The sequence below is a fragment of the Denitrificimonas caeni genome (genome assembly GCF_027498055.1).
Taxonomy (GTDB): Bacteria; Pseudomonadota; Gammaproteobacteria; order Pseudomonadales; family Pseudomonadaceae; genus Denitrificimonas.
The window spans coordinates 1,006,885-1,031,797 of record NZ_CP114976.1; the positions used below are offsets into that span (position 1 = coordinate 1,006,885).

A 24,913-nucleotide genomic window follows, 5' to 3' on the forward strand; every position below is an offset into this window, starting at 1 on the left:
CGCTAGCGGCCACGTAAGAAAAGTTTATCCAGCTCATCCATACCGAGCTGTGTCCAAGTCGGACGGCCATGGTTGCATTGTCCGCTGCGCTCAGTCACTTCCATATCACGCAATAAAGCATTCATTTCGACGATAGTGAGGCGGCGATTGGCGCGTACTGCGCCATGGCAAGACATGGTCGCTAGTAGTTCATTAGTGTGCGCTTGAATGCGGTCACTGCTGCCATATTCGATTAAATCAGACAGCACATCACGCACCAACTCTGCTGCATCAGCTTGCTTGAGTAGAGCGGGGATTTGACGAATGGCGATACTCTCTGGGCCTAAACCTTGCAATTCAAAGCCTAGGTGGGTGAACCATTGTGCATGTTGTTCTGCGCAGTCCACTTCTGCCTCGCTCAAGGCTAGGGTTTCAGGCACTAATAAGGGCTGACCCCGTAGGCCTTCATCAGCCATGGCTAGTTTTAAGCGCTCATACATCACCCGCTCATGGGCAGCATGCATATCCACCAGTACTAAACCAAGCTGGTTTTCGGCAAGAATATAAATACCTTTGAGCTGCGCAATGGCAAAACCTAAAGGAGGTATTTCTTCGTGTGCCGATTCGGCTAAGTTGTCCAAGGGCTGGTTAAAAGCTTGATAGGCTTTTTGATACTGTTCTGGGTTGTGAGTGGCCTGCGGTGGTTGTTGGCCGAAACTGCTTTTGTTAAAGCTAGTCGACGATCTGCTGTGCATGCTGGGTTGAAAGGCTGGCTCTGGGGCGCTTGGCGTGGTGCTTAAAGGGATATGCCCCTGTGGTCCAAACTCACCAGCGGCTAAACCACTGACTGCAGGTTCGCCGTGTAGGCTCAGGGTTGTAGTGGATTCCAGTTTATCTTCTGGGCGCACATCAGCAATGGCGCGGTGCAGCGTGCCGTAGAGAAAATCATGAACACTGCGATTCTCGCGAAAACGTACTTCGTGTTTAGTGGGGTGGACGTTGACATCAACGCTGCCTGGATCTAACTCTAAAAACAAAACAAAGGCTGGGTGGCGACCGCCATACATGACATCGCGGTATGCTTGGCGAACCGCATGAGCAACCAGCCGATCGCTGACCACGCGGCCATTGACGTAGAAGTGCTGCATATCTGCGCGACTGCGGGAGAATGTTGGTAAGCCCACCCAGCCCCATAGATGCAGGCCGTTACGCTCGACATTTATCGGCATCGCCTGCTCTAAGAAAGCGTCACCACAGACTGCTGCAATGCGGCGAGCTTGCGACACTTCATCCTGCGCAGGATGCAGCGCGAGAATGGTTTTGCCGTTATGGCGCAAATGAAAAGCTACATCAAAACGCGCCAGCGCCATACGCTTAATTACATCTTGTAAGTGATCAAATTCAGTTTTTTCGGTGCGTAAAAATTTACGCCTGGCCGGGGTGTTAAAAAACAAATCACAGACTTCAACGGTGGTGCCCACTGGATGCGCTGCAGGCTGTACGCGCGGCTCCATATCACGGCCTTCGGCTTCCACCTGCCAAGCTTGCTCAGCGTCAGCAGTGCGCGAGGTGAGGGTTAAGCGCGAGACTGAGCTAATAGAAGCCAAGGCTTCGCCGCGAAAGCCAAGACTGGCGACGCCTTCTAAGTCTTCCAATGCTGCAATTTTGCTGGTGGCATGACGGGCGAGGGCTAGAGGCAACTGCTCAGCAGAAATACCATGGCCGTCATCGCGGATTTGCAGACGCTTAACGCCACCTTGCTCAATATCAATGTCAATGCGTTTAGCGCCTGCGTCGAGGCAGTTTTCTAACAGTTCTTTGGCCACCGAGGAAGGTCTTTCAACCACTTCCCCCGCAGCAATTTGGTTGGCTAGCCGTGGGCTGAGTAGGTGAATGGCGCGTACATCAGTCATTATTGTCCTGCTAAAGTTGTCGCTGGTACTGTTAAAACTTGACCTATTTTAAGGACATCAGTTTTAAGCTTGTTGGCACTGCGTAGTTGTGCCGGGCTGACTTGGTAACGCTCTGCCAGTAAAGAAACACTTTCGCCTTTGCGCACCACATGTTCACGTGGCCCGATAGCGAGCTTGCCTGAGTCGCGTAGCCAAGCAACATAGCTGCCAGGCGGTGGGTTTTGTTGGAAGAACTGACGAATACCCGAGTGAATAGAGCGAGCAAGTGCTTGCTGGTGGGATTTGTTCGCCAGTTTTTTGGATTCGTTAGGGTTGCTGATAAAACCGGTTTCCACCAGAATTGAAGGCATGTCTGGGGATTTCAGCACCATAAAACCTGCTTGCTCCACGCGCTTCTTATGCAGCGGCGTAATCCGGCCCATGTTGGAAAGAATTTTCTGTCCCACATCAAGGCTTGAAGACAGTGATGCAGTCATAGATAAGTCCAGTAATACGCCAGCGAGCACAGCATCTTTATCATGTAGTTTGACGTTACCGGCACCGCCAATTAAGTCTGAACGGTTTTCACTATCTGCCAACCAGCGCGCAGTTTCCGAGGTGGCACCGCTGTCAGATAGGGCGAAGACTGAGGCACCAAAAGCCGCTGCCCGTGGTGCAGCATCAGCATGGATAGAGACAAATAAGTCAGCCCCTTTTTTGCGGGCAATATCAGTGCGTCGACGCAGTGGTATAAAGTAGTCTCCGGTGCGCACCAGTTCTGCGCGGAAGCCTTTCTCGGCATTGATTTGCCGCTGCAACTCTTTCGCAATATTGAGCACAACATCTTTTTCTCGCAAGCCGCCTGGGCCTATAGCACCTGGGTCTTCACCGCCGTGTCCAGCATCAATTGCCACAATAATATCGCGCTTGCTGGAAGCCGGCAGGCTGGTCAGTTTCGGTGACGGCAGCGCTTTGCTGGGCTGTGTGACGGGTTGTGGTGTGGTTTTTTTTAGGTTGCTGTTGGGAGCAATATCAAACAAGTCAACAACCAAGCGGTGACCATATTGTTGGTTAGGTGCTAGGGTGAAGCTTTTTGGCGTCACTTGCTCAGAAATATCCAGCACTATGCGTAACTCGTCAGCTTCACGGTTACCGGTGCGGACCTGAGTAATAGGTGATTTACCGTCGGTTAAACCTTTGAGCTCAGTGGCGAGTTTGGTTTTTTTAATATCAATAACAATCCGATCCGGCGCATCTAGAGTAAAAACACTGTGCTCAACGGGGCCGGTTAAATCAAAAACTAGGCGTGTGTTATCGGGAGCACGCCAAAGGCGTACACTGTTAATCTGTGCCGCTGCAAAGGCTTGCAGGGGTAAACTGATACAGATAATTAAGGCAGCTAATAACGGTTGTATGCGCACAGATAACCTCGCTGTGTATTTTAAGTTAGGGCGGATAAGGCCGCGCACCAACTTTTTCCACGTGTAGAGAACGGTAATAATTGCACAAAACGCCCATCATTATGAGCTTTTATGCTGATTTCAATATCTGCCTGCGGTAAATAGCCTTTTCCTTGTTGTGGCCATTCGATTAAGCATAGGTCATCGTCGGCAAAATAATCACGAATGCCTAAGTACTCTAACTCTTCTGGGTCAGTTAAACGGTAAAGGTCAAAATGCCATACCCTATGCTTATTAATTTCATAAGGCTCGACTAAAGTAAAGGTCGGACTTTTTACTGGCCCAGTATGGCCTAAGCCGCGAATGATACCGCGTGATAAAGTGGTTTTGCCGGCCCCCAGATCGCCTTGCAAAAACAAGATACCATGTCCAGCAGTTTGTTCTGCCAAAGCCTGACCCAGCTGCAGCATGGCAGCCTCATCTTCAATGTATAACTCTACCCCAGACATGGGCTGTGCTCCTCAAGTAATAAACGGATGGCTTGGCACAAGTCACTGGCTGCAATACCACGGCCTTGCAGGGCCAGTTGCTCTCCGGCGCAGGCATGCAGCCAGACGGCTAAGCAGGCCGCCGAGTAGGCGGGTAGATGTTGCGCTAGCAGTGCGCCAATGACGCCACTAAGAACATCTCCAAAACCTGCGCCAGCCATGGCCGGATGGCCACGTTCCACGCAGGATAGCTCACCCCTTGTGCTGGCAATTACTGTATGCTGGCCTTTCAGTACGGTAATTGCATTATAGCGTTCTGCAATCATGCGTGCAGCGCTGTTTCGGTCTGCTTGTACTTCGGCGCTGCTACAATTTAAGAGCCGTGCTGCTTCACCTGGGTGCGGGGTTAGAATAGCTTGCTGTGGCGCATGGCAAAAGCCACTGGCCAGCAGGTTTAAGGCATCAGCATCCCAAATTTGCGGGAGGGCAGATTGTGCTGCAGCGCTGAGCAAGGCTTTTGACCAGGATGACTGGCCGAGTCCTGGGCCTACCACCAGCACACTGGCGCGCGCCAAAGGCACAAGCAGCTCGGCGCTGGAGCGAACTGGGCAGGTCATTACTTCAGGTAGGCGGCTTAAGGCAGCGCTCAGGTGTTGCTCGCGGGTCGCTAAACTGACCATGCCCGCTCCACAGCGTAAGGCCGCTTGGGCGCTCAATAATCCTGCGCCACCCATATTTAAGTCACCGGCGATGACTAAGACATGGCCCAGTTGACCCTTATGGGTAGCCATTGCCCGTGGGGCGAGGCGCATAAGGTTATCGCCATGTATACTGCGAGCCGACCTAGTGTCTGTCATTACTGTGATACCGCTGGTTGATATTATCACTATCAGTATAACAATCTTTTCGGGGGATAGCCTTGAATGTCATCTGAGCCGCTTGACTTACTTGACTTGACCGCATCAATTCGGGAGTGGGCCGCTGAATTGGGGTTCCAACAATTGGGCATTACTGATACGGATTTAAGCGAAGATGCGGTTCGGTTGGAGGCGTATCTGGCCGCTGGTTATCACGGGGAAATGGCCTATATGGCCAGCCATGGCAGTATGCGTTCGCGCCCTGAAGAGTTGCTCCCTGGTACGCTTCGGGTGATTTCAGTACGCATGGATTATTTGCCAGAAGACACACAAATGGCGCAGGTGTTGGCGCAGCCAGAGCGGGCCTATATCTCCCGTTATGCTTTAGGGCGTGATTACCATAAGTTGATCCGTAAGCGTCTGCAAAAACTTGCGGAAAAAATTACTGCTGTGGTGGGGCCCTTTGGCCACCGTGCTTTTGTGGACAGCGCACCCGTATTAGAAAAGCCACTGGCCCGTAAGGCAGGGTTAGGCTGGATGGGTAAAAATACTTTAATTTTAAACCGTAAAGCCGGTAGCTGGTTTTTTTTGGGTGAGCTCTTAATTGACTTGCCCTTGCCGATTGATGCACCCAATGACCGCGATCATTGTGGCAAGTGCAGCGCCTGCTTAGACGTCTGTCCAACTCAGGCGTTTGTCGGTGAGCGGGTGTTGGATGCGCGGCGGTGTATTTCTTATTTAACGATTGAGCTAAAAGAGGCGATCCCAGAAGACTTGCGTCCGCTGATTGGTAATCGTGTTTTTGGCTGTGATGACTGCCAGCTGGTTTGTCCGTGGAATCGCTTTGCTAAAGCCACACAAGAGCAAGATTTTCAGCCGCGGCACGGGCTGGATAACACCAGCTTAGCGGAGTTGTTTATGTGGACTGAAGAACAGTTTCTAACCCGCACTCAAGGCTCACCCATTCGCCGCACTGGTTATGAGCGTTGGCTGCGCAACTTGGCGGTCGGCTTAGGTAATGCGCCCAGCACTATTCCTGTGCTAGAAGCGCTTAAGGCGCGTATTGATTACCCCTCTGAGCTGGTGCGTGAACATGTGCGTTGGGCGCTTCAGCAACACCAAAAGTAACCTGTTTATTTTAGAGGTGTACTGCCTAGATAAAGTGCTATTGCGAGCGCAATGAAACTATCTGATTGACTTTGAGTGTTGGCAGTTTGGAGATTGCGGCGCTGTTGTGCCCCGCGCAAGGACTTAATTATCCCGCACTTCCTTAGCGACGACTAAGCATTAGCGCTAGTCCAGGCATAGCTCTGTGCAATTTGTAAATGGCTATAGGTACTCAAGCTAAAGTGTTTTAAAATCGCTATGATAGACACCTTCTTAGACCCTCTAGTGCTTTAAAATATCATGACAGAAAACGATTATCAGTTGGCTTGGGGCATTTATGCCGTATCAGCTTTAGGCTGTTTATTAGCATGGTTTTATTTTACCAGCTGGATGTGGCGCTACCTGCGTGAGCCGCTGCGGGTGTTGGCTGCCGTTATGCTGTTTACCCCTACAGTGGTAGACCCAGCCCGTGATTTATATGCGCCAGCGATTGCCATGACGGTGATGGATTTGCTTTTTAAAGTCAGTAATGACGCATGGCGCTCCGTGGCTGACTTGGTGATGTACGGTGCCATGGTTTTTGTTGTGTACTTGCTGTTTGTGGTGCTGCGCTGGCTGCTGAGCCGCAAGAAAGTAAGCGCTAAAGCGCAGGCCAAGCGTCAGTCCGAGAAAAATGTAGAGCCACAAGTGCCAACGACCGAATCAACACTCACTTTGCAGCAAATGCTGGATTTGGAAAAAGATACGCAGGACAGCGGCTTGGTCGCACGTCGTTAAGGGAGTTTGTTATGTGTGAATTGCTCGGGATGAGTGCCAATGTGCCAACTGATGTGGTGTTTAGCTTTACCGGTTTAATGCAGCGTGGCGGGCGCACTGGGCCACATCGCGATGGCTGGGGTATTGGTTTTTATGAGGGGCGTGGCTTGCGCTTATTTCAAGACCCTAAAGCCAGCGCTGATTCGGAAATTGCTCGTTTGGTGCAGCGCTACCCTATTAAAAGCGAAACGGTGATTGGCCATATTCGCCAAGCCAATGTGGGGGCTGTGAGTTTAGCCAATACCCATCCGTTTATGCGTGAAATGTGGGGGCGCAATTGGTGTTTTGCGCACAATGGTCAGCTGGCTGATTTTTCCCCAAGGGCTGGAATGTACCAGCCGGTTGGTGACACTGACAGTGAAGCGGCGTTTTGTGATTTGTTAAACCGTTTACGGACGGCTTGTACGCAGCAATGTTGTATTGAGCAGTTTTTGCCGGTGATTGTGGCTGCTTGCCAAGAATACCGCAGTAAAGGTGTATTTAACTGTTTGCTCAGTAATGGCGATTGGTTATTTAGCTTTTGTACCACTAAGCTGGCGCACATTACGCGCCGCGCTCCTTTTGGCCCAGCTACGTTGAAAGATGCCGATGTTAGTGTGGATTTTCAGGCTGAAACCACACCCAATGACATTGTTACTGTGCTGGCCACTGAGCCGTTAACGGATAACGAGCAATGGCATGTGTATGCGCCGGGCGAATGGATTTTGTGGCGTGGCGGTGAGATTGTTGCTCAAGGTCAGAGTCAGTAACCGGTAAAGGTAAATTGCTGGCCCGCAGCTCTGTGCAGCTTGCCAGCCAGCTGTATTTAACAAATACCGAGCAGAATTCCCCCACTTCTAAAGTGGCGGGTAGTTCATTATTTACCCTGACGAGTGCTACAGCAAGGATATTATTTGGCTAAATAAGCCATACCTTCTTCAAGCCCAGCAACGGTCAGTGGGTACATTTGATCACCAATCAGCTCGCGAATCATTGTTGTTGAGTGTGTGTAGTCCCAGGCTGACTTTGGATACGGATTAAGCCAGATGAGTTTTTTAAACTTCTGCATAAAACGTTGTATCCAAATATAGCCAGGTTCCTCATTCCAGTGCTCAACGCTGCCGCCGGGCTGAGATATTTCGTAGGGTGACATCGCCGCGTCTCCTACAAATACCACTTTGTAATCCTCACCATACTTTTGCAGAACATCCTGGGTGGGAATACGTTGGTCAAAGCGCCGCGAGTTGTCTTTCCACAGACCTTCATACACGCAGTTATGGAAATAATAATATTCCATGTGTTTAAACTCGGTGCGACAGGCAGAAAACAGCTCTTCACTGATTTTCACGTGCTCATCCATCGAGCCGCCAATATCAAATAAAATCAGCAGCTTGACCGTATTGCGGCGCTCCGGACGCATTTGGATATTGAGTAAACCGCCGTCGCGAGCGGTGTGATTAATGGTGCTGTCTAAATCAAACTCTTCCTCGGCACCTTGGCGGGCAAACTTACGCAAACGCCGTAACGCCACTTTAATATTGCGCGTACCAATCTCTACTTGATCATCAAGGTCTTTGTACTCGCGCTGTTCCCAAACTTTAACCGCGCGACCTTGGCGTTCGCCATCGTTACCTAAACGAAAGCCTTCAGGGTTATAACCGCCTGAGCCAAAGGGGCTGGTGCCGCCGGTACCAATCCATTTGTTACCACCTTTATGTTTGCCTTTTTGTTCTTCTAAGCGCTCTTTAAAAGCCTCTATCAGCTTATCAAGACCGCCCAGAGACTCGATTTTGGCCCGCTCTTCAGGGCTCAGCGAACGCTCAAACTCACGGCGCAACCATTCATCTGGGATTAATGCTTCAATGTGTTGGTCGAGGTTTTCAATGCCTGTAAAGTAGGCAGCAAAAGCGCGATCAAACTTGTCGTAATGGCGTTCATCTTTAACCAGAATGGCCCGCGCTAGGTAATAAAACTCATCCATGTCGGCAAACACCACGTGGTGTTTGAGCGCATTGATTAAGTCCAATAACTCGCGCACCGAAACTGGCACTTTTGCGGCGCGCATTTCATTAAATAAATTCAGCAGCATGGCTACAGACCTCTTAAGTAAAAGGTGCAACGGACCTGTTTGGGTAAATTCAGCAGATCCGTGCAGCACATGTGTTTAGCGTTTGCGGCGGCTCATAAAAGCCAAGCGCTCAAGCAGCATTACATCTTGCTCGTTTTTAATTAACGCGCCAGCCAGTGGTGGGATAGCCTTAGTGACATCACGCTCACGCAAGATTTCCTCACCAATGTTGTCGGCCATTAGCAGTTTGATCCAATCGACTAATTCGCTGGTCGAGGGCTTTTTCTTTAGGCCAGGGATTTGTCGCACATCAAAAAACACATCCAAGGCTTCGCTGACTAACGACTGGCTGATGTCAGGGTAGTGCACATCAACAATTTTCTGCAGCGTATTGCGATCTGGGAACGCAATGTAGTGGAAAAAACAGCGACGTAAAAAAGCATCAGGCAGCTCTTTTTCGTTATTGGAAGTGATGATAATAATTGGCCGGTGCTTGGCTTTAATGGTTTCATTCGTCTCGTAGACGTAGAACTCCATTTTGTCGATTTCTTGCAGTAAGTCGTTAGGGAATTCAATGTCAGCTTTATCGACTTCATCAATCAGTAAGATGACTCGCTCATCTGCTTCAAAGGCTTCCCATAGCTTGCCCTTATTGATGTAGTTGCGCACATCGTGGACTTTGTCAGAGTTGAGCTGCGAGTCACGTAAGCGGCTGACGGCATCATATTCGTACAACCCTTGGTGGGCTTTAGTGGTGGACTTAATGTGCCAAGTAATAAGTTTGACGCCAAAAGATTCAGCCAGCTGCTCAGCCAGCATCGTTTTACCTGTGCCTGGCTCACCTTTAACCAGCAAAGGCTTCTCTAGAGTAATGGCAGCATTAACGGCTAATTTAAGATCATCTGTTGCAACGTACGATTGAGTACCGGAAAACTTCATAGAAAACCTCAGCAAGACTTGCGTGTTATTGTTTTAAGTAAAGTGAATGGATGGTTCTAAATGCCACTTACTATACCTTGCCCTCCTAAGGTTTGTGAACGTAAGGCCAGATTTGGTCATTTTGCGTGCAGTACCGGCGAAAAACAGACTGGACGCTAAGCGCGCTGAGCTTTAGGCTCGCAGTAATATAAAACAATTAATTGAGGTCTTCTGAATGAGCCGTATTTATGTCGACAATGCGCAGAGCGTGGGTAACACACCTTTAGTGCAAATCAATCGCTTGGGGCCTAAAGGCGTAACTATTTTAGCTAAAGTTGAGTCGCGCAACCCAGCAGGCTCAGTTAAGTGCCGCATTGGCGTCAGTATGGTGCAAGCTGCCGAGGCGGCAGGGTTGTTAAAGCCTGGGGTCACTATGGTTGAGCCCACATCTGGCAACACCGGGATAGGTTTAGCCTTTGTTGCCGCTGCCCGTGGTTATAAGCTGATTTTAACCATGCCCTCTTCGATGAGTTTGGAACGTCGCAAAATCCTTAAAGCCTTGGGCGCTGAACTGGTGCTCACTGAGCCAGCCAAGGGAATGCAGGGCGCCATTGATAAAGCCCATGAAATTGCTGCCAGTGCGCCAGATAAATACTTGGTGCTGCAGCAGTTTGATAACCCTGCCAACCCAGCTGTGCATGAGAAAACCACCGGTCCAGAAATTTGGCGTGATACCGATGGCGCCATTGATGTTTTAGTCAGTGGTGTTGGTACCGGCGGTACTCTGACAGGCATCTCGCGTTATATTAAAAACACCTGCGCTAAGCCGATTTTATCTGTGGGGGTTGAGCCAACCAGCTCGCCGGTGATTAGCCAAGTATTAGCTGGGCAGGCCGCTGCACCAGCACCTCATAAAATTCAGGGTATTGGTGCTGGCTTTGTACCTAAGAATCTTGATTTAACGATGCTTGATCAAGTGGAGCAGGTTAGCGATGACGATGCGAAAAACATGGCACTACGCTTAATGCGTGAAGAGGGTATTTTGTGCGGTATTTCCTGCGGTGCGGCAATGGCAGCAGCGGTGCGCTTGGCTGAAAAACCAAATATGCAAGGTAAAACCATAGTGGTTATTCTGCCTGACTCAGGCGAGCGTTATTTGTCGAGTATGCTGTTTGATGATTTGTTTACTGAGCAAGAGTTGGCTCAATAAGCCGCCGCAAGCTGATGGCTGTTGTGTTTGTTAGGCCGTCTGTAGGTTGGCTATATATCTATTGAAGGAGTATGTCTGATGGCTATTCGTTGTCCGGCTGTTGCTATTGCGCGACAGATTTTAGATGGTTTTGATGACTATCGTGAAGAATTTCGGAAAATCACTAACCTAGGTCGTGAGCGTTTTGAGAAGGCGCAGTGGCAAGAAATTCAAGATGCCTCAGCGGCACGTATTCAGCTGTATAAAATACGCGTCAATTTGGCTCGCGAAGCCTTGCTCAGTGAGTATGGCGAAGATGTTTTGCTCAACATTGAGTGCTGGCCGCAGATTAAAAAATCCTATATTGGTCAAATTGATTTGCGTTTGGATGACGAGCTATCAGAAACCTGGTTTAACTCAATTTTCAATAGTTTATTCAGTCATGATCTGATTACAGACGACTGCATGTTTGTACACAGCACACGTTCTGCTTTAAGTGAGCACGATGCGCCGATGCAAATTCGCACCTATCGCCCACATGGCGATTTAGCTGCTGCGCTACGACAAATCAGTGAAGACTACCGCTTTGCTGTGCCTTACGCAGATCAAGAGCGTGACTTGCAGCGCTTGGAGAAGCAGTTGCGCGCTAACCTGCCGGACTGGGTGTGCAAAGATCCAGAACTGTGCATTGAGCTGTATAGCTCGCGCCTGTACCGCAACAAAGGTGCTTATTTAGTGGGCCGAATTTTTACTCAGGATGAGCAGTGGCCGCTGGTTATCCCCGTGCTCAACCGTGAAGGTCAGGGCGTACGTATGGATGCGGCGATTATTGATGAGGCAGAAGTTTCCATTATTTTCTCCTTTACCCGCTCATACTTTATGGTGCGTGTCGCCTATCCAGCAGAGTTTATTAGTTTCTTGCAGCGTATTTTGCCGCGCAAGCATATATCTGAGTTGTACACCTCCATAGGTTTCTATAAACAAGGTAAGACTGAGTTTTATCGCGCTTTAATTGAGCACCTAGAAACCACCGATGATAAGTTTATTATGGCGCCAGGGGTGCGCGGCATGGTGATGACGGTGTTCACTTTGCCCGGCTTCAATACCGTGTTTAAAATTATTAAGGACCGTTTCTCACCTTCGAAAACCGTCGATCGCGCCACGGTAATTGATCGCTATCGAATGGTTAAATATGTTGACCGAGTGGGGCGTTTAGCGGATACCCAAGAGTTTGCCGATTTGCGCTTTCCGATCAGCAAGTTTGAGCCTGAGTGTTTAGAAGAATTGCTGGATGTCGCCCCTGCCACTGTAGAGGTGCATGGTGATGAGGTGCTGATTCGTCACTGCTGGACTGAGCGACGCATGACGCCGCTGAATATCTATTTAGAAACCGCCAATGAGCAGCAAATCCATGAGGCGCTGGAAGATTACGGTTTAGCTATTAAGCAGCTGGCGGCGGCGAATATTTTCCCCAGCGATATGCTCTTGAAGAACTTTGGTGTAACTCGCCATGGGCGCGTGGTGTTTTATGACTATGATGAAATCAGTTATTTAACTGAGGTGAACTTTCGTAAAATCCCTGAACCACGTTTTCCGGAAGATGAAATGTCCGCAGAACCTTGGTATTCAGTGGGGCCTCATGATGTCTTTCCGGAAGAGTTTCCGCGCTTTTTGTTTACTGATATTAAGCTGCGCAAACTTTTTAAAGAAATGCACGGTGACTTGTTTACTGCCGCATATTGGCAAGGATTGCAGGACGCTATTCGTGAAGGCACAGTGATTGATGTCTTTCCGTACAAACGTAAGGGCATTGAGTGATAAACTAGCTGGCAAACGCTGCTCTAGTGTTGAAATTTTAACCATTGAGAAGCCTAACGTTGCGCGGTATAATACCGCGCTTCCATTTTTCCCGTTCGGGAGCGTGCAAACATGCTGCGTATCAGCCAAGAAGCTTTGACCTTTGATGATGTACTACTAATCCCCGGTTACTCCGAGGTTTTACCCAAAGATGTCAGCTTAAAAACCCGTTTAACTCGGGGTATTGAACTTAACATCCCGTTGCTCTCTGCAGCAATGGATACCGTTACCGAAGCCCGCTTGGCCATTGCTATGGCGCAAGAAGGCGGCATTGGTATCATTCACAAAAACATGACAGTCGAACAGCAAGCAGCCGAAGTGCGTAAAGTAAAGCGCTTTGAAACTGCCATTGTCCATGATCCTGTCACTGTTACTCCAGACACAAAAATCTTTAATCTGCTCAAGCGAGCCGATGAGCTTGGTTTCTCAGGCTTTCCTGTGCTGGACTCTGACCAACAGCTGGTTGGTATCGTAACTGGCCGTGACTTGCGTTATACCCCGAATGCAGGGGATACCGTTGCGGCAATTATGACGCCTAAAGAGCAGTTAGTTACTGTGCAAGAAGGCACTGGCTTAGAAGAAATCAAAACTAAATTGTATGAGCACCGCATTGAGAAAATGCTGGTGGTCAATGATAAGTTTCAGCTGCGTGGCATGGTGACCTTCCGCGATATTGAAAAAGCTAAAAGCTACCCGCTGGCCTCGAAAGATGCTCAAGGTCGCTTGCGGGTTGGTGCTGCAGTGGGTACCGGTGCCGACACCGCCGAGCGTGTAACTGCTTTAGCCGCTGCTGGCATTGACGTAGTAGTGGTGGACACTGCCCACGGCCATTCCAAGGGTGTGTTGGATCGCGTGCGCTGGGTCAAGGAAAACTTCCCTGAAGTGCAGGTGATTGGCGGTAATATTGCCACCGGTGAAGCTGCGCTGGCTTTAGTCGAAGCAGGTGCTGATGCGGTTAAAGTGGGTATTGGTCCAGGGTCGATTTGCACCACGCGCATTGTTGCGGGTGTGGGTGTGCCCCAGATTTCTGCCATTGCTAATGTGTCCACTGCGCTGGAAGGCACTGGTGTACCAATGATTGCTGACGGCGGTATTCGCTTCTCTGGCGATTTATCCAAAGCCATTGTGGCTGGCGCTGATGCAGTGATGATGGGTTCAATGTTTGCCGGTACTGAAGAGTCGCCCGGTGAAATTGAGCTGTTCCAGGGCCGTTCGTATAAGTCTTACCGCGGTATGGGCTCGATGGGTGCCATGGCGCAAGCGCAGGGTTCCTCAGATCGCTACTTCCAAGATACCAGTGGTGGTGCTGAGAAGTTGGTACCAGAAGGCATTGAAGGTCGCGTACCTTATAAAGGTGCAATGTCGGCCATTATTCATCAGTTGATGGGTGGCTTGCGTGCTTCAATGGGTTATACCGGCTGTGCCACTATCAGCGAGATGCGTACTAAGCCTGAGTTTGTACGTATTACTGGTGCGGGCATGGCTGAATCCCATGTGCATGATGTACAAATCACCAAAGAAGCACCGAACTATCGGGTCAGCTAAGCTGCTCTCGTATTCGTTAGACAAACCGCCGCACTTAGGCGGTTTGTCTTTTCATAAGTTTATAAACTGTTATTGAGACTTATCCCATGGCTGCTCAAGATATTCACGCCCACCGCATTTTAGTTTTAGATTTCGGCTCACAGTACACCCAGCTGATTGCGCGTCGTATTCGTGGCATTGGCGTGTTCTGCGAAATTCACCCCTTTGATGTCAGTGACGATGTGATTCGCGAATTCAATCCGCGCGGTATCATTTTGTCCGGTGGCCCTGAGTCTGTGCATGCAGAAAACAGTCCACGCGCGCCGCAGTTGATCTTTGATCTGGGTATTCCAGTGTTGGGTGTGTGCTATGGCATGCAAACCATGGCGCAGCAGTTGGGTGGCCAGGTTGCAGGCTCGAATATTCGCGAATTTGGTGCCGCGCGTGTTGAGGTGGTGGCCCAGAGCGTGCTGCTCAACGGTTTGCGTGATGCTGCTACCGCCAGTTCTGCGCAAGGCTTGGATGTATGGATGAGTCATGGTGACAAGGTTACTGCGCTACCAGCGGGCTTTACTGTCACGGCGAGTACGGGCAGCTGTCCAATTGCCGCTATGGAAGATGCCTCGCGTAATTATTTTGCTGTTCAGTTTCATCCAGAAACCACGCATACCTCTCAGGGTTTAGAGATTCTGAGTCGTTTTGTTTTGGATATTTGTGGCTGTGCTGCACTCTGGACCCCAGCCAATATTGTCGATGACGCCATTGCTAAAGTGCGCGAACAAGTGGGCGATCGTAAAGTGTTGCTCGGCTTATCTGGCGGAGTGGATTCATCGGTGGTTGCTGCTTTATTGCATAAAGCCATTGGTGATCAGCTCACTTGCGTATTTGTTGATCATGGCTTGCTGCGTTTGCACGAAGGCGACCAAGTGATGCGCATGTTCGCTGACAATATGGGCGTTAAAGTGATTCGTGTTGATGCAGAAAAGCGCTTTTTAGATTTACTCAAAGGCGAGTCTGATCCAGAGGCAAAACGTAAGATCATTGGTCGCACCTTTATTGAAGTCTTTGATGAAGAGTCGACCAAACTGGAAGGCATAGATTTTCTGGCACAGGGCACTATTTACCCTGACGTAATCGAGTCTGCTGCGGTTAAAGGCGGTAAAGCAACGATGATCAAGTCACACCACAACGTGGGTGGCTTGCCAGAAGATATGAAAATGGAATTGGTTGAACCACTGCGTGAGCTGTTTAAAGACGAAGTGCGTAAGCTCGGTGTGGAGTTGGGGCTACCTCACGACATGGTCTACCGTCACCCTTTCCCGGGGCCAGGTTTAGGTGTGCGTATCCTTGGTGAAGTGACTAAAGAGTATGCCGACTTATTGCGTCAAGCAGACCATATTTTTATCGAGGAGCTGCGTAAAGCCGGTTGGTACGAGAAAACCAGTCAGGCCTTTGCCGTGTTCTTACCAGTTAAATCGGTCGGCGTGGTTGGTGATGCGCGCCGTTATGCTTGGGTTGTATCCTTGCGCGCGGTGGAAACCATCGACTTTATGACCGCCCGTTGGGCGCATTTGCCTTATGAACTGCTCGAAACAGTGTCTGGTCGTATTATTAATGAAATTGAAGGCATTTCTCGGGTGGTATACGATGTGTCGAGCAAGCCACCAGCGACTATTGAGTGGGAGTGACGGGCACTGGCTGGCAATGTCTAGCAACGGCAGGCATTTCGGCTGAGGGTAAAAGAACTTTCCGCTAAGCGATAGACTGTATGTAAACACAGTATTGCAAGGACGCGGAACATGCCTCATGTGGCGGCCAGGACGGCCAGCCGGGATCGGGATACTGGTCGTTACCAGAGCCACCGACCCGAGCAAACCCTTCTCTATCAGATCGTTGACGAGTATTACCCGGCATTCGCTGCGCTTATGGCAGAGCAGGGAAAGGAATTGCCGGGCTATGTGCAACGGGAATTTGAAGAATTTCTCCAATGCGGGCGGCTGGAGCATGGCTTTCTACGGGTTCGCTGCGAGTCTTGCCACGCCGAGCACCTGGTCGCTTTCAGCTGTAAGCGTCGCGGTTTCTGCCCGAGCTGTGGGGCGCGGCGGATGGCCGAAAGTGCCGCCTTGCTGGTTGATGAAGTACTGCCTGAACAACCCATGCGTCAGTGGGTGTTGAGCTTCCCGTTTCAGCTGCGTTTCCTGTTTGCCAGCCGGCCCGAGATCATGGGGTGGGTGCTGGGCATCGTTTACCGCGTCATTGCCACGCACCTGGTCAAGAAAGCGGGCCATACCCACCAAGTGGCCAAGACGGGCGCGGTCACCCTGATCCAGCGTTTTGGATCGGCGCTCAATCTGAATGTTCACTTCCACATGCTGTTTCTCGACGGTGTGTATGTCGAGCAATCCCACGGCTCAGCGCGTTTCCGCTGGGTCAAGGCGCCGACCAGCCCAGAGCTCACCCAGCTGACGCACACCATCGCCCACCGGGTGGGTCGCTATCTGGAACGGCAAGGCCTGCTGGAACGGGATGTCGAAAACAGCTATCTGGCCTCGGATGCGGTGGATGACGACCCGATGACACCCCTGCTGGGGCACTCGATCACTTACCGTATCGCTGTCGGTTCACAGGCGGGGCGAAAGGTGTTCACTTTGCAAACTCTGCCGACCAGTGGTGATCCGTTCGGTGACGGGATTGGCAAGGTAGCCGGGTCCAGCCTGCACGCCGGCGTGGCGGCCAGGGCCGATGAACGCAAGAAGCTCGAACGGCTGTGCCGGTACATCAGCCGCCCGGCGGTATCCGAGAAGCGGCTGTCGTTAACACGAGGCGGCAACGTGCGCTACCAGCTCAAGACGCCGTACCGGGACGGCACCACGCACGTCATTTTCGAACCATTGGATTTCATTGCAAGGCTGGCCGCCCTGGTACCGAAGCCCAGAGTCAACCTAACCCGCTTCCACGGGGTGTTCGCACCCAACAGTCGGCACCGGGCGTTGGTCACGCCGGCAAAACGGGGCAGGGGCAACAAGGTCAGGGTGGCTGATGAACCGGCAACACCAGCACAACGGCGAGCGTCGATGACATGGGCGCAACGGCTCAAGCGTGTTTTCAATATCGACATCGAGACCTGCAGCGGCTGCGGCGGCGCCATGAAAGTCATCGCCTGCATTGAAGACCCTATAGTGATCAAGCAGATCCTTGATCACCTGAAGCACAAAGCCGAAACCAGCGGGACCAGGGCGTTACCCGAAAGCCGGGCGCTGGCGGCTTCGGCTGTAAGGCGCGCGGGCTGCATGATTATGTCGTCAAGAACGGCTCTGCCGATCATCCCAACGCCGAGGTGAAATTCGCACTGGGTGATGTGGTCAACACCATGATCGGCTGCACTAATGGTGAAACGATCATGCTGTGCCACGACACCTCGCTGCCGCGCCCCTATTCTCTCGGCTTTCGGGTGCAAGGCACCGAGGGGCTGTGGATGGACGTCAACAAGTCGATCTATCTGGAGGGCAAGAGCCCACAGCCGCACCGCTGGGAGCCTGCCGAGGGCTGGTTTGCGAAATACGATCACCCGCTATGGAAACGCTACGCCGATCTGGCGGCAGGGGCCGGGCATGGCGGGATGGACTGGTTCGTGATCCACGCTTTTGTCGAGGCGCTGAAGGCCAAGGCCCCGATGCCAATCGACATTTACGACGCGCTGGCCTGGAGCGCGATCACGCCTCTGTCGGAACAATCGATTGCTGAGGGCAATCGCACGTTAGATTTTCCCGACTTCACCCGAGGGCAGTGGCGCACCCGCAAGCCGATCTTTGCGCTGAACGACGCCTATTGATCGACGCGATTTAGGCCAAGCGCACCGCAAAGGCGAAATTGGTAATCTTGTCGGTATCCTTGACGCCCGGCGCGCTTTCGACGCCGCTGGAGGTATCGACCAGCGGCGCTCCGGTGCGCGCAATCGCCTCGGCAACATTCGTCGGATTTAGCCCGCCTGCCAGCCCCCACGGCAAGGCACCGCGATATCCGGCCAGCAGCGACCAGTCGAACGCCAACCCCATGCCGCCGGGCAGCGCGCCTTTGGGGGTCTTGGCGTCGAACAAGATCAAGTCCGCCGCCCCGGCATAGGCTGCGGCGCGTGCGACATCGCTGGCGCTGGCGACGGGCAGCGCCTTCCACACCGGCTTGCCAAACCGCGCGCGCAACTGGGCCACGCGTTCGGGCGATTCCGAACCGTGCAGCTGCAGCGCGTTCAGCTTGGCTGCCACCAGTGCGTCGGCGATGACAGCATCATCCGCATCGACGAACAAACCGACCATGGCGATCTGGCCAGCTGCGCGCGATGTCAAAGCGCCCGCGACATTCGACGTAACCGCACGGGGCGACGCTGGATAGAACACCAACCCGGCATAGTCCGCCCGCGCCGCGATGGTCGCATCGAGCGCCTCGGGTGTGCTGATCCCGCAAATCTTGATTTTCGCGGGCATGCGGTCAGTCGGGGTTCTGGATCAGCCGCACCAGCGTGCAGTCGGGATCGATCAGGTAGCCGATCCTCAGGCCGCTCGCCTCCAGTTGCGGAGCTTTGAAGCGCGGCCAGCCGGTGCTTTTTTCCTCGGCTCCCGCCGCGTTCACCAATGCCACCATGGCATCGAGATCATCCAACCGCAGGCAACAGCCGAACGAGCTCGTAGCTGGGTCGAGGTCAGGATAGGGGAAGAATTCGAGCTGCAAACCGCCGCGCTGCAGGATCATCCAGCCGCGATCCTTCCAACTCGTCGCAAAGCCCAGCTTCGCATAAAACGCCTCTGTCACATCGAAATCGCGCGATGGCAGATTGGGGGTGACGTGGTCAGCCATGGCTCAGCGCAGCTTGTCGGCCATGCGGGCCGTATGAGTGATTGCGGCGCGGCTATCGGGGGCGGAATGGCTCATCACGATCATGCTGGCCTTGGGGAACGCCGCACCAAACGCGCGCGCTGACGCGGCGTAGTGCTCAGTGTCGGCATCACCGAGATTGCCGAGCGACTTGGCCTTGCTGTCCTTGATCAGGCAGCCACCAAAAGCGATGTCGGTGCCGTCGATCCCAACGGTGATATTGTCACTGGTGTGGCCGGGGCCGGGGTAAAATACCTTGAGCGGGCCAAAGTTGGGCGCGGTTGCTGGTTCGACCCAGCCATTGGCGGCGAAAGTCAGGCTGTGTTGCGCCGCAACCATCCCCTCTTGCGGGGCAAGCTGGTTCGACAACGCATTGGCATAAGTCGCAATCCCCGCCGCATGCAGCGCGTCCATACCGCCCATCTTGTCCTGATGCGCGTGAGTCACCACCGCCAGCGCGACCGGCAGGTTGATCTCCTGCTTGATCCAGTTGAGGATCTGGGCGGTCTGGTCATCGGTCCAGGCGGTATCGACCACCAGCACGCGGCCGCCATCCCTGACGATCAAACCGTTGGAAGCGACTGCCCCGAAACCCGGCATGTCGAGATAGGAAGTGTGCTGCCAGACATTCGGTGCGAGCTGGCGGAAAACCAGATCGCCAAACCGTTGGTCGCCAGTTTCCATTTGCTGGCCAATCGTCGGGCGGATTTCACCGGGCATGCACCCGCTCAGCATCAATGCAGCGGCTAATGCGGTGCTCAGCTTCGCGACCGGGTGCATAATATTGGGCAATTCCATCAAGTTTTCCTTTTATTCAGCATTAAAAACCCCGCAAATGCGAGGCCTAGTAAATAGATGATCTTAATTTGGTTCACTGTAGCAAAAATATGGGGCGAATTCAAACATGAGGTGCGACAGTTTCAAAAGCCATATGATAATCAACAAGCTGAGCAAATTTCTCTAATGGTGTAAGCCAATCTAACGCCTTTCTAGGACGAGTATTCAGTGACATGGCAACTTGATTTAAATAATGCTGATCTGCCTGATTTAAATCAATCCCTTTAGGTAAATATTGCCTAATTAAACCATTCATATTTTCGCATGTGCCTTTTTGCCAGGGTGAATGTGGGTCACAGAAATATACATCTATGCCTAAATCTTCTTCGAGTATTTTATGTTCTGACATCTCACGTCCACGGTCATAGGTCAACGTTTTACGCAGTTCTGCAGGTAAATATTTCAGAGCTTCAGTTAAAGCCTTGCGCACTGATTCTGCCTTTGCATCAGGTAATGTTGCCAAGATACAGAGCCGTGTATTTCGTTCAATAAGTGTTGCTATCGAACTTTTATTGTCTTTACCTTTAATTAAATCAGCTTCCCAATGACCCGGTATTTTTCTTTCTTGAACTTCGGCTGGGCGCTCATGAATAGTTTTAATATCCTGTAATATAGAATCTTTTTTAGGTTCACCGTTAGCTTTTCGCTTTTTATTTTCATGACGTAGACAGGATAATAAGTCTTTTTTCAACTCACCCTTTGGTAATGCTCGTATCGTTGAATAAATCGTTGTATGGCTTACATTCATTGTTTGATCCAAATCAGGAAATGTCTTTAAACGCTTTGCTATTTGCTGAGGAGACCATAAACAACGGATCGCTTCAACAATAAATTTCCAGAGGATTGAATCGATTTTGAGTTTTCTGTGACCACGTCTACGTCTAGCGAAGGTGTTATCAGAAGCATATCGAGCTTGATAAACGTCATTGATGCTATTTCTTTTAAGCTCACGATAGATCGTACTAGGATGTCTTTTAATGAGTTCAGCAAATTTTCTGGCTGAAAAGCCTTCTTTTCTTGACTCAAGCATTAATGCAGTACGATCTTCAAAGTTAAGATGATGGTATGACAATTTTATATACTCCATAAACCCTTTAAATTAATTAGGTGGTTTATGTCGCACTTCAAGTTTTACTCTGCCAACTTTAAATCAGTGGCTCCACTAACACTCTTCACTTATTTATTTAAAATTTAGCGACGTTAAAAGACAATTAAGTATTTTTAGATAATGCTTAGAATCAATTCAATTCATCAAGTTTTAAAAAATAATTCCTTTTGTCAGGTCTATCATTTTTTAAATGCTTTAAAAATATTTTAGCAGTTTCCTCCGAGGCATCCTCTCTTAGGCAACGTTCAACAAAGGATATATCTACAAATTCATCAGCTAACCCAGCACGGCCAAGATCTAAAAAGTAAATTTCATTGAATTTATCTATAAAAATATTACTATCCGTGATATCGCCATGAGAAAAAACCAATCTTTCTTCAACACGAGTCTCAGTTAACTCATTCCATAGACTTAGGTAAGTTCTATGGTCTCCCCATAATTCAGCGTCAAAATCATCTTGATCTATATCGTCAAGGAGTTGGTTATCAATAAAAAATTTTGACTCTTTTAACCGATGATCAATGTTTGAAATAAATGGACAATCAATAATAGCAACTGAATTTAACAGATTGAGTGCCTCCTTATAGATAGCAAGCAATTCTTGGTCTGTTAAAAAAAGCGCTGAAATTGGTTTTGCATTGATCGCTTTAGTGATCATTAATTCAAACTGCTCATCCTGAAAAGTCATGATGAGTTCAGGCACCTTTAATTTCTCAGAGAGCCAACTCAACATTTTCGCTTCGCGAGAGACACTGTATGTGGTCTCTGTATATAAAGTGCTAGATCGCTTAAGAAAAAAAGTTTCATTATTTCGATTAAAAGAATAAACATCCGATGGCGACTGACCAATTTTATTTGGCTCTAAAACGCTGTTTCCAATAAATTGTTGAATAATATTGGGCAATTCCATCAAGCTTTCCTTTTATTCAGTATTAAAAACCCCGCAAATGCGAGGCCTAGTAAATAGATGATCTTAATTTGGTTCACTGTAGCAAAAATATGGCTTATTCCCTAGAAGAACTTGCAAAATTATTGTCCCAGCCGACACAGCTGTAGCTCCTCTTAAAAAAGAGGCTTTTTTTTAATCAAACCCGAGTTGCGCTATGATTTTAGGGATCAATCATCTTGTTTCTCCATATCTTAAACAAGCTGATGCGTTGACCTGTGTCAAATATTCAATCATTAAGCACTTAATCAATTGCCTTGTCGGGGTCGTTTGCGGGAGAGGGCGAAATCCTACGCTAAGGCTTTGGCCAACGATATTCTCCGGTAAGATTGATGTGTTCCCAGGGGATAGGAGAAGTCGCTTGATATCTAGTATGACGTCTGTCGCACCTGCTTGATCGCGGCCGCGATAGCTAGATCGCGTTGCTCCTCTTCTCCATCCGCGTTCCAAGCTGCGGAAAGGCACCCATAAGCGTACGCCTGGTCGAGCAGGCGACGCGGATCGACGTCCAGCGCACGAGAGAATGCGTCCGCCATCTGTGCAATGCGTCTAGGATCGAGACAAAGGTCGTCTCTGTCAGCCGGATCGTAGAACATATTGGCGGCGCCAAAGCCCACTTCACCGACCAGACCGACGGGATCTATCACCAGCCAGCCGCGACTGGAGAACATGATGTTTTCATGATGCAGATCGCCATGTAGCCCACGCAGTTCCGAGGCATTGCTCATCATTTGATCGGCTATAATCGCCGCGTGGACGTAGTCAGTTTGACAACCTGCGTTTTGATCATCGCGCGCCCGCTGAAACAAAGCTGCAAAGCGATCCCGGATCGGGAGAAGGGCAGAAGGCAGGGGTTCCTCAGATGCGGCATACAGCTTCGCCATTAGTTCCGCTGCAATTTCGGTCGCCTGGTAGTCGCCGTGCTCGGCAACGATGTGAGAGAGCATTCGCTCCCCGGCATATTCGAGCAACATCAGATTGTTCTCACGACCGAGCAACCGGACTGCTCCCCTCCCATTGCGCCATACCAGATAGTCGGCCCCGCGCAGTTCATCAGCAATGTCTTCTATAGGTTTCAATCCCTTGACGATTGCAGGAGTCCCGTCTGGCAATGAAACTTTCCAAACGAGGCTGGAAAAGGTGTCCGCAATGAGAACAGGTTGCGAAACGTGCCAATGAGCAGGAAAAACAGGCGGCATGAACATCAACCCCAAGTCAGAGGGTCCAATCGCAGATAGAAGGCAAGGCGTTCGCGGTCGGGGGCTTCGATCCCCAATACATTGAATAGGACAGCGAAGGCGCGCTCTGCTTCATCTGGCGCTGCCCAGTTCTCTTCGGCGTTAGCAATCATGAGTGCCAAATCGGCATAGCGATCTGCTGTTCCGAGCCGCCCAAGGTCGATCAGACCCGTGCATTGAAGAGTTTTAGGGTCCACCATGAAGTTCGGCATGCAGGGATCACCATGGCAAACAACCATATCGGTGCGCTCTTGGTCGAGCCGCACCGGTAGCTCTCGTTCGACACGAGCCAAAAGATCGAGCTGCGGCGTACTCTTGTCCTCGTCCGGTAAGAAGTCGGGATTGACGGCATTGCGGGACACCACATCAACGGCGCGTCCGAACATTCGCGACAGCCTGCGCTCAAACGGACATTGATCAACCGATAGGCTGTGAACAGCGCCAAGTTGCTGCCCCATTGACGGCCACGCTTTGAGCAAATCCGCTCCAGACAGATCAGCCGCCGGTACTCCCGGAATTGCCGTTATCACCAAGCATGCACCCTCCTGTTCCTCCTGCCAGTTGATGACCTCGGGGCAAGCCACACCTCGACCTTTGAGCCAAATGAGGCGGTCACGCTCTCCAGCGAGCTCACCGCGGCGGGAAGCAGGTGCGATTTTCGCGAAGGCATGCCCGTCACCACGTCGAAAAACAAAATCACCAGATTCTCCGCCTCTGACAGGCAACCAGTCAGAATGCGATTCACCAAAAAAAATATTAGTTCGATTCAATGGAGGTTCCTTCAGTTTTCTGATGAAGCGCGAATATAGAGAAATATCCCGAATGTGCAGTTAACGAATTCTTGCGGTTTCTTTCAGCGCCGCCAATACCGCCAGCCCGTCGCGCAAGGGGCGCGGCTCGTGTGTGCGGATGAAGTCAGCTCCACCTGCGGCGGCGGCAAGCTCTGCAGCGAGTGTCGCGGCCCCGACATCCCCCGGACCACGGCCTGTGAGCGCGCGCAGAAAGGATTTGCGCGAAACAGACAGAAGCACCGGCAAATCGAAGCGCAGCCGCAATTCATCGAACCGCGCCAGCACCGAGAGCGAGGTTTCGGGAGCAGCCCCCAGAAAAAACCCCATGCCGGGATCAAGGACAAGGCGGTTGCGTTTGATACCGGCACCCGTCAGCGCCGCGATGCGCGCGTCAAAGAACGCCGCAATGTGATCCATGATGTCGCCAGCGGGTGCCTCGCGCCGATCTGCCTGCCCGTCTTGCACCGAATGCATAACGACGAGTTTGGCAGATGATTTCGCCAATTGCGGATAGAACGCAGCGTCTGGAAAACCGCGAATATCATTGAGATAGGCCACACCACGCGACAAGGCATAGGCTTGCGTCGCGGGTTGATAACTGTCGAGCGAGACGGGAATGCCATCTGCCTTGAGCGCGTCCAGCACCGGCGCGATACGCGCGATTTCTGTGTCGGACGAAACAGGCGCGGCGTCGGGATTGCTGGATGCCGGACCGAGGTCGATCACATCTGCCCCCTCGGCCATCAGCTTACGCGCCTGCGCAATGGCTGCGTCTGGCGCCAGATACCGGCCTCCATCGGAGAAACTGTCCGAGGTTATGTTGACGATGCCGAAAATGATGAGCGATTTATTCATGGGGGCTTCTATAATAATAATAATCGAGCATGAGTCTCATACGGATGCTCGGGTCGAAAGGGAATCCCCAGGCGAGTAACCTGTTTGCGGTGATCCATTAGCTGCAGGAGCAGTAGAGCATACATCTGGAAGCAAAGCCAGGAAAGCGGCCTATGGAGCTGTGCGGCAGCGCTCAGTAGGCAATTTTTCAAAATA

22 protein-coding genes and 1 pseudogene are annotated in these 24,913 nt (G+C 51.0%); 9 read left to right on the forward strand and 14 right to left on the reverse strand.

The annotated features are described in order from the left end of the window. Positions 1–2: 2 nt before the first annotated feature. The 4 genes and pseudogenes from mutL to O6P33_RS04855 all read right to left on the reverse strand — a co-directional run bounded on the left by mutL (position 3) and on the right by O6P33_RS04855 (position 4,571). On the reverse strand, positions 3–1,892 hold the full coding sequence (mutL, locus tag O6P33_RS04840; protein ID WP_269819096.1) for a DNA mismatch repair endonuclease MutL: 1,890 nt from the start codon (positions 1,890–1,892) through the stop codon (positions 3–5). Next, positions 1,892–3,220, reverse strand: a pseudogene (locus tag O6P33_RS04845) (N-acetylmuramoyl-L-alanine amidase); the annotation flags it as partial. The gene mutL and the pseudogene O6P33_RS04845, both read right to left, overlap by 1 nt. A gap of 92 nt (positions 3,221–3,312) precedes the next feature. Then, positions 3,313–3,780, reverse strand: coding sequence for a tRNA (adenosine(37)-N6)-threonylcarbamoyltransferase complex ATPase subunit type 1 TsaE (gene tsaE, locus O6P33_RS04850; protein WP_269819098.1), 468 nt, complete (start codon positions 3,778–3,780; stop codon positions 3,313–3,315). Beyond that, complete coding sequence (locus O6P33_RS04855; RefSeq protein WP_269819099.1) at positions 3,768–4,571, reverse strand: NAD(P)H-hydrate dehydratase; 804 nt, start codon at positions 4,569–4,571, stop codon at positions 3,768–3,770. The genes tsaE and O6P33_RS04855 overlap by 13 nt, the downstream gene beginning before the upstream one ends. 111 nt (positions 4,572–4,682) lie before the next feature. Here O6P33_RS04855 and queG point away from each other — a divergent pair, with 111 nt between their 5' ends. From queG to O6P33_RS04870, 3 genes are all read left to right on the forward strand, one after another. After that, positions 4,683–5,744, forward strand: coding sequence for a tRNA epoxyqueuosine(34) reductase QueG (queG, locus tag O6P33_RS04860; RefSeq protein WP_269819100.1), 1,062 nt, complete (start codon positions 4,683–4,685; stop codon positions 5,742–5,744). A gap of 279 nt (positions 5,745–6,023) precedes the next feature. Then, positions 6,024–6,500, forward strand: coding sequence for an MFS transporter (locus tag O6P33_RS04865; RefSeq protein WP_269819101.1), 477 nt, complete (start codon positions 6,024–6,026; stop codon positions 6,498–6,500). A gap of 11 nt (positions 6,501–6,511) precedes the next feature. Next, a complete protein-coding gene (locus O6P33_RS04870) occupies positions 6,512–7,288 on the forward strand; it encodes a class II glutamine amidotransferase (protein WP_269819102.1) in 777 nt (258 codons plus the stop codon). A 140-nt stretch (positions 7,289–7,428) separates the two neighbouring features. On the opposite strand, the gene O6P33_RS04875 is transcribed toward O6P33_RS04870, so the two are convergent. Together O6P33_RS04875 and O6P33_RS04880 are read right to left on the reverse strand one after the other, a co-directional pair. After that, entirely contained in the window at positions 7,429–8,607 is a 1,179-nt protein-coding gene (locus O6P33_RS04875) for a vWA domain-containing protein (RefSeq protein ID WP_269819103.1), read from the reverse strand. Positions 8,608–8,682: 75 nt separating this feature from the next. After that, on the reverse strand, positions 8,683–9,525 hold the full coding sequence (locus O6P33_RS04880; RefSeq protein ID WP_269819104.1) for an AAA family ATPase: 843 nt from the start codon (positions 9,523–9,525) through the stop codon (positions 8,683–8,685). Between the two features lie 214 nt (positions 9,526–9,739). On the opposite strand from O6P33_RS04880, the gene cysK reads away from it, so the two are divergent. The 6 genes from cysK (at position 9,740) to O6P33_RS04910 (ending at position 17,906) form a co-directional block, all read left to right on the forward strand. Next, positions 9,740–10,714 carry a cysteine synthase A gene (gene cysK / locus O6P33_RS04885; protein ID WP_269819105.1) on the forward strand — a complete coding sequence of 325 codons (975 nt, stop codon included), beginning with the start codon at positions 9,740–9,742 and terminating at the stop codon, positions 10,712–10,714. 78 nt (positions 10,715–10,792) lie between these two features. Next, positions 10,793–12,511, forward strand: coding sequence for a bifunctional isocitrate dehydrogenase kinase/phosphatase (gene aceK, locus O6P33_RS04890; protein WP_269819106.1), 1,719 nt, complete (start codon positions 10,793–10,795; stop codon positions 12,509–12,511). Positions 12,512–12,622: 111 nt separating this feature from the next. Then, positions 12,623–14,095: an IMP dehydrogenase gene (gene guaB, locus O6P33_RS04895; protein WP_269819107.1), complete on the forward strand. Its 1,473-nt coding sequence runs from the start codon at positions 12,623–12,625 to the stop codon at positions 14,093–14,095. 86 nt (positions 14,096–14,181) lie between these two features. Next, positions 14,182–15,762, forward strand: a complete 1,581-nt coding sequence (gene guaA / locus O6P33_RS04900; RefSeq protein WP_269819108.1) for a glutamine-hydrolyzing GMP synthase — start codon at positions 14,182–14,184, stop codon at positions 15,760–15,762. A gap of 111 nt (positions 15,763–15,873) precedes the next feature. After that, the gene (locus O6P33_RS04905; RefSeq protein ID WP_269819109.1) at positions 15,874–17,415 is read left to right on the forward strand and encodes an IS91-like element ISVsa3 family transposase; all 1,542 of its coding nucleotides are present in this window, start codon (positions 15,874–15,876) and stop codon (positions 17,413–17,415) included. Beyond that, positions 17,361–17,906 (forward strand): hypothetical protein, encoded by a 546-nt coding sequence (locus O6P33_RS04910; RefSeq protein WP_323808172.1) that lies wholly within the window; start codon positions 17,361–17,363, stop codon positions 17,904–17,906. The genes O6P33_RS04905 and O6P33_RS04910 overlap by 55 nt, the downstream gene beginning before the upstream one ends. Positions 17,907–17,916: 10 nt before the next feature. On the opposite strand, the gene O6P33_RS04915 is transcribed toward O6P33_RS04910, so the two are convergent. The 8 genes from O6P33_RS04915 to sul2 all read right to left on the reverse strand — a co-directional run bounded on the left by O6P33_RS04915 (position 17,917) and on the right by sul2 (position 24,718). Continuing rightward, positions 17,917–18,555, reverse strand: a complete 639-nt coding sequence (locus tag O6P33_RS04915; RefSeq protein WP_004201168.1) for a phosphoribosylanthranilate isomerase — start codon at positions 18,553–18,555, stop codon at positions 17,917–17,919. Positions 18,556–18,559: 4 nt separating this feature from the next. Continuing rightward, positions 18,560–18,925, reverse strand: coding sequence for a bleomycin binding protein Ble-MBL (ble, locus tag O6P33_RS04920; protein ID WP_004201167.1), 366 nt, complete (start codon positions 18,923–18,925; stop codon positions 18,560–18,562). A 3-nt stretch (positions 18,926–18,928) separates the two neighbouring features. Then, positions 18,929–19,741: a subclass B1 metallo-beta-lactamase NDM-1 gene (locus O6P33_RS04925; protein ID WP_004201164.1), complete on the reverse strand. Its 813-nt coding sequence runs from the start codon at positions 19,739–19,741 to the stop codon at positions 18,929–18,931. A 100-nt stretch (positions 19,742–19,841) separates the two neighbouring features. Then, positions 19,842–20,867, reverse strand: coding sequence for an IS30-like element ISAba125 family transposase (locus O6P33_RS04930; RefSeq protein ID WP_004994718.1), 1,026 nt, complete (start codon positions 20,865–20,867; stop codon positions 19,842–19,844). A 151-nt stretch (positions 20,868–21,018) separates the two neighbouring features. After that, the gene (locus O6P33_RS04935) at positions 21,019–21,798 is read right to left on the reverse strand and encodes an APH(3')-VI family aminoglycoside O-phosphotransferase (protein ID WP_014386410.1); all 780 of its coding nucleotides are present in this window, start codon (positions 21,796–21,798) and stop codon (positions 21,019–21,021) included. A gap of 404 nt (positions 21,799–22,202) precedes the next feature. Beyond that, positions 22,203–23,039 carry an aminoglycoside O-phosphotransferase APH(6)-Id gene (locus tag O6P33_RS04940; protein ID WP_000480968.1) on the reverse strand — a complete coding sequence of 279 codons (837 nt, stop codon included), beginning with the start codon at positions 23,037–23,039 and terminating at the stop codon, positions 22,203–22,205. Beyond that, the gene (gene aph(3'')-Ib, locus O6P33_RS04945; protein ID WP_001082319.1) at positions 23,039–23,842 is read right to left on the reverse strand and encodes an aminoglycoside O-phosphotransferase APH(3'')-Ib; all 804 of its coding nucleotides are present in this window, start codon (positions 23,840–23,842) and stop codon (positions 23,039–23,041) included. Before aph(3'')-Ib ends, O6P33_RS04940 begins: the two co-directional genes overlap by 1 nt. A 60-nt stretch (positions 23,843–23,902) precedes the next feature. Beyond that, on the reverse strand, positions 23,903–24,718 hold the full coding sequence (gene sul2, locus O6P33_RS04950) for a sulfonamide-resistant dihydropteroate synthase Sul2 (protein ID WP_001043260.1): 816 nt from the start codon (positions 24,716–24,718) through the stop codon (positions 23,903–23,905). Positions 24,719–24,913: the final 195 nt, after the last annotated feature.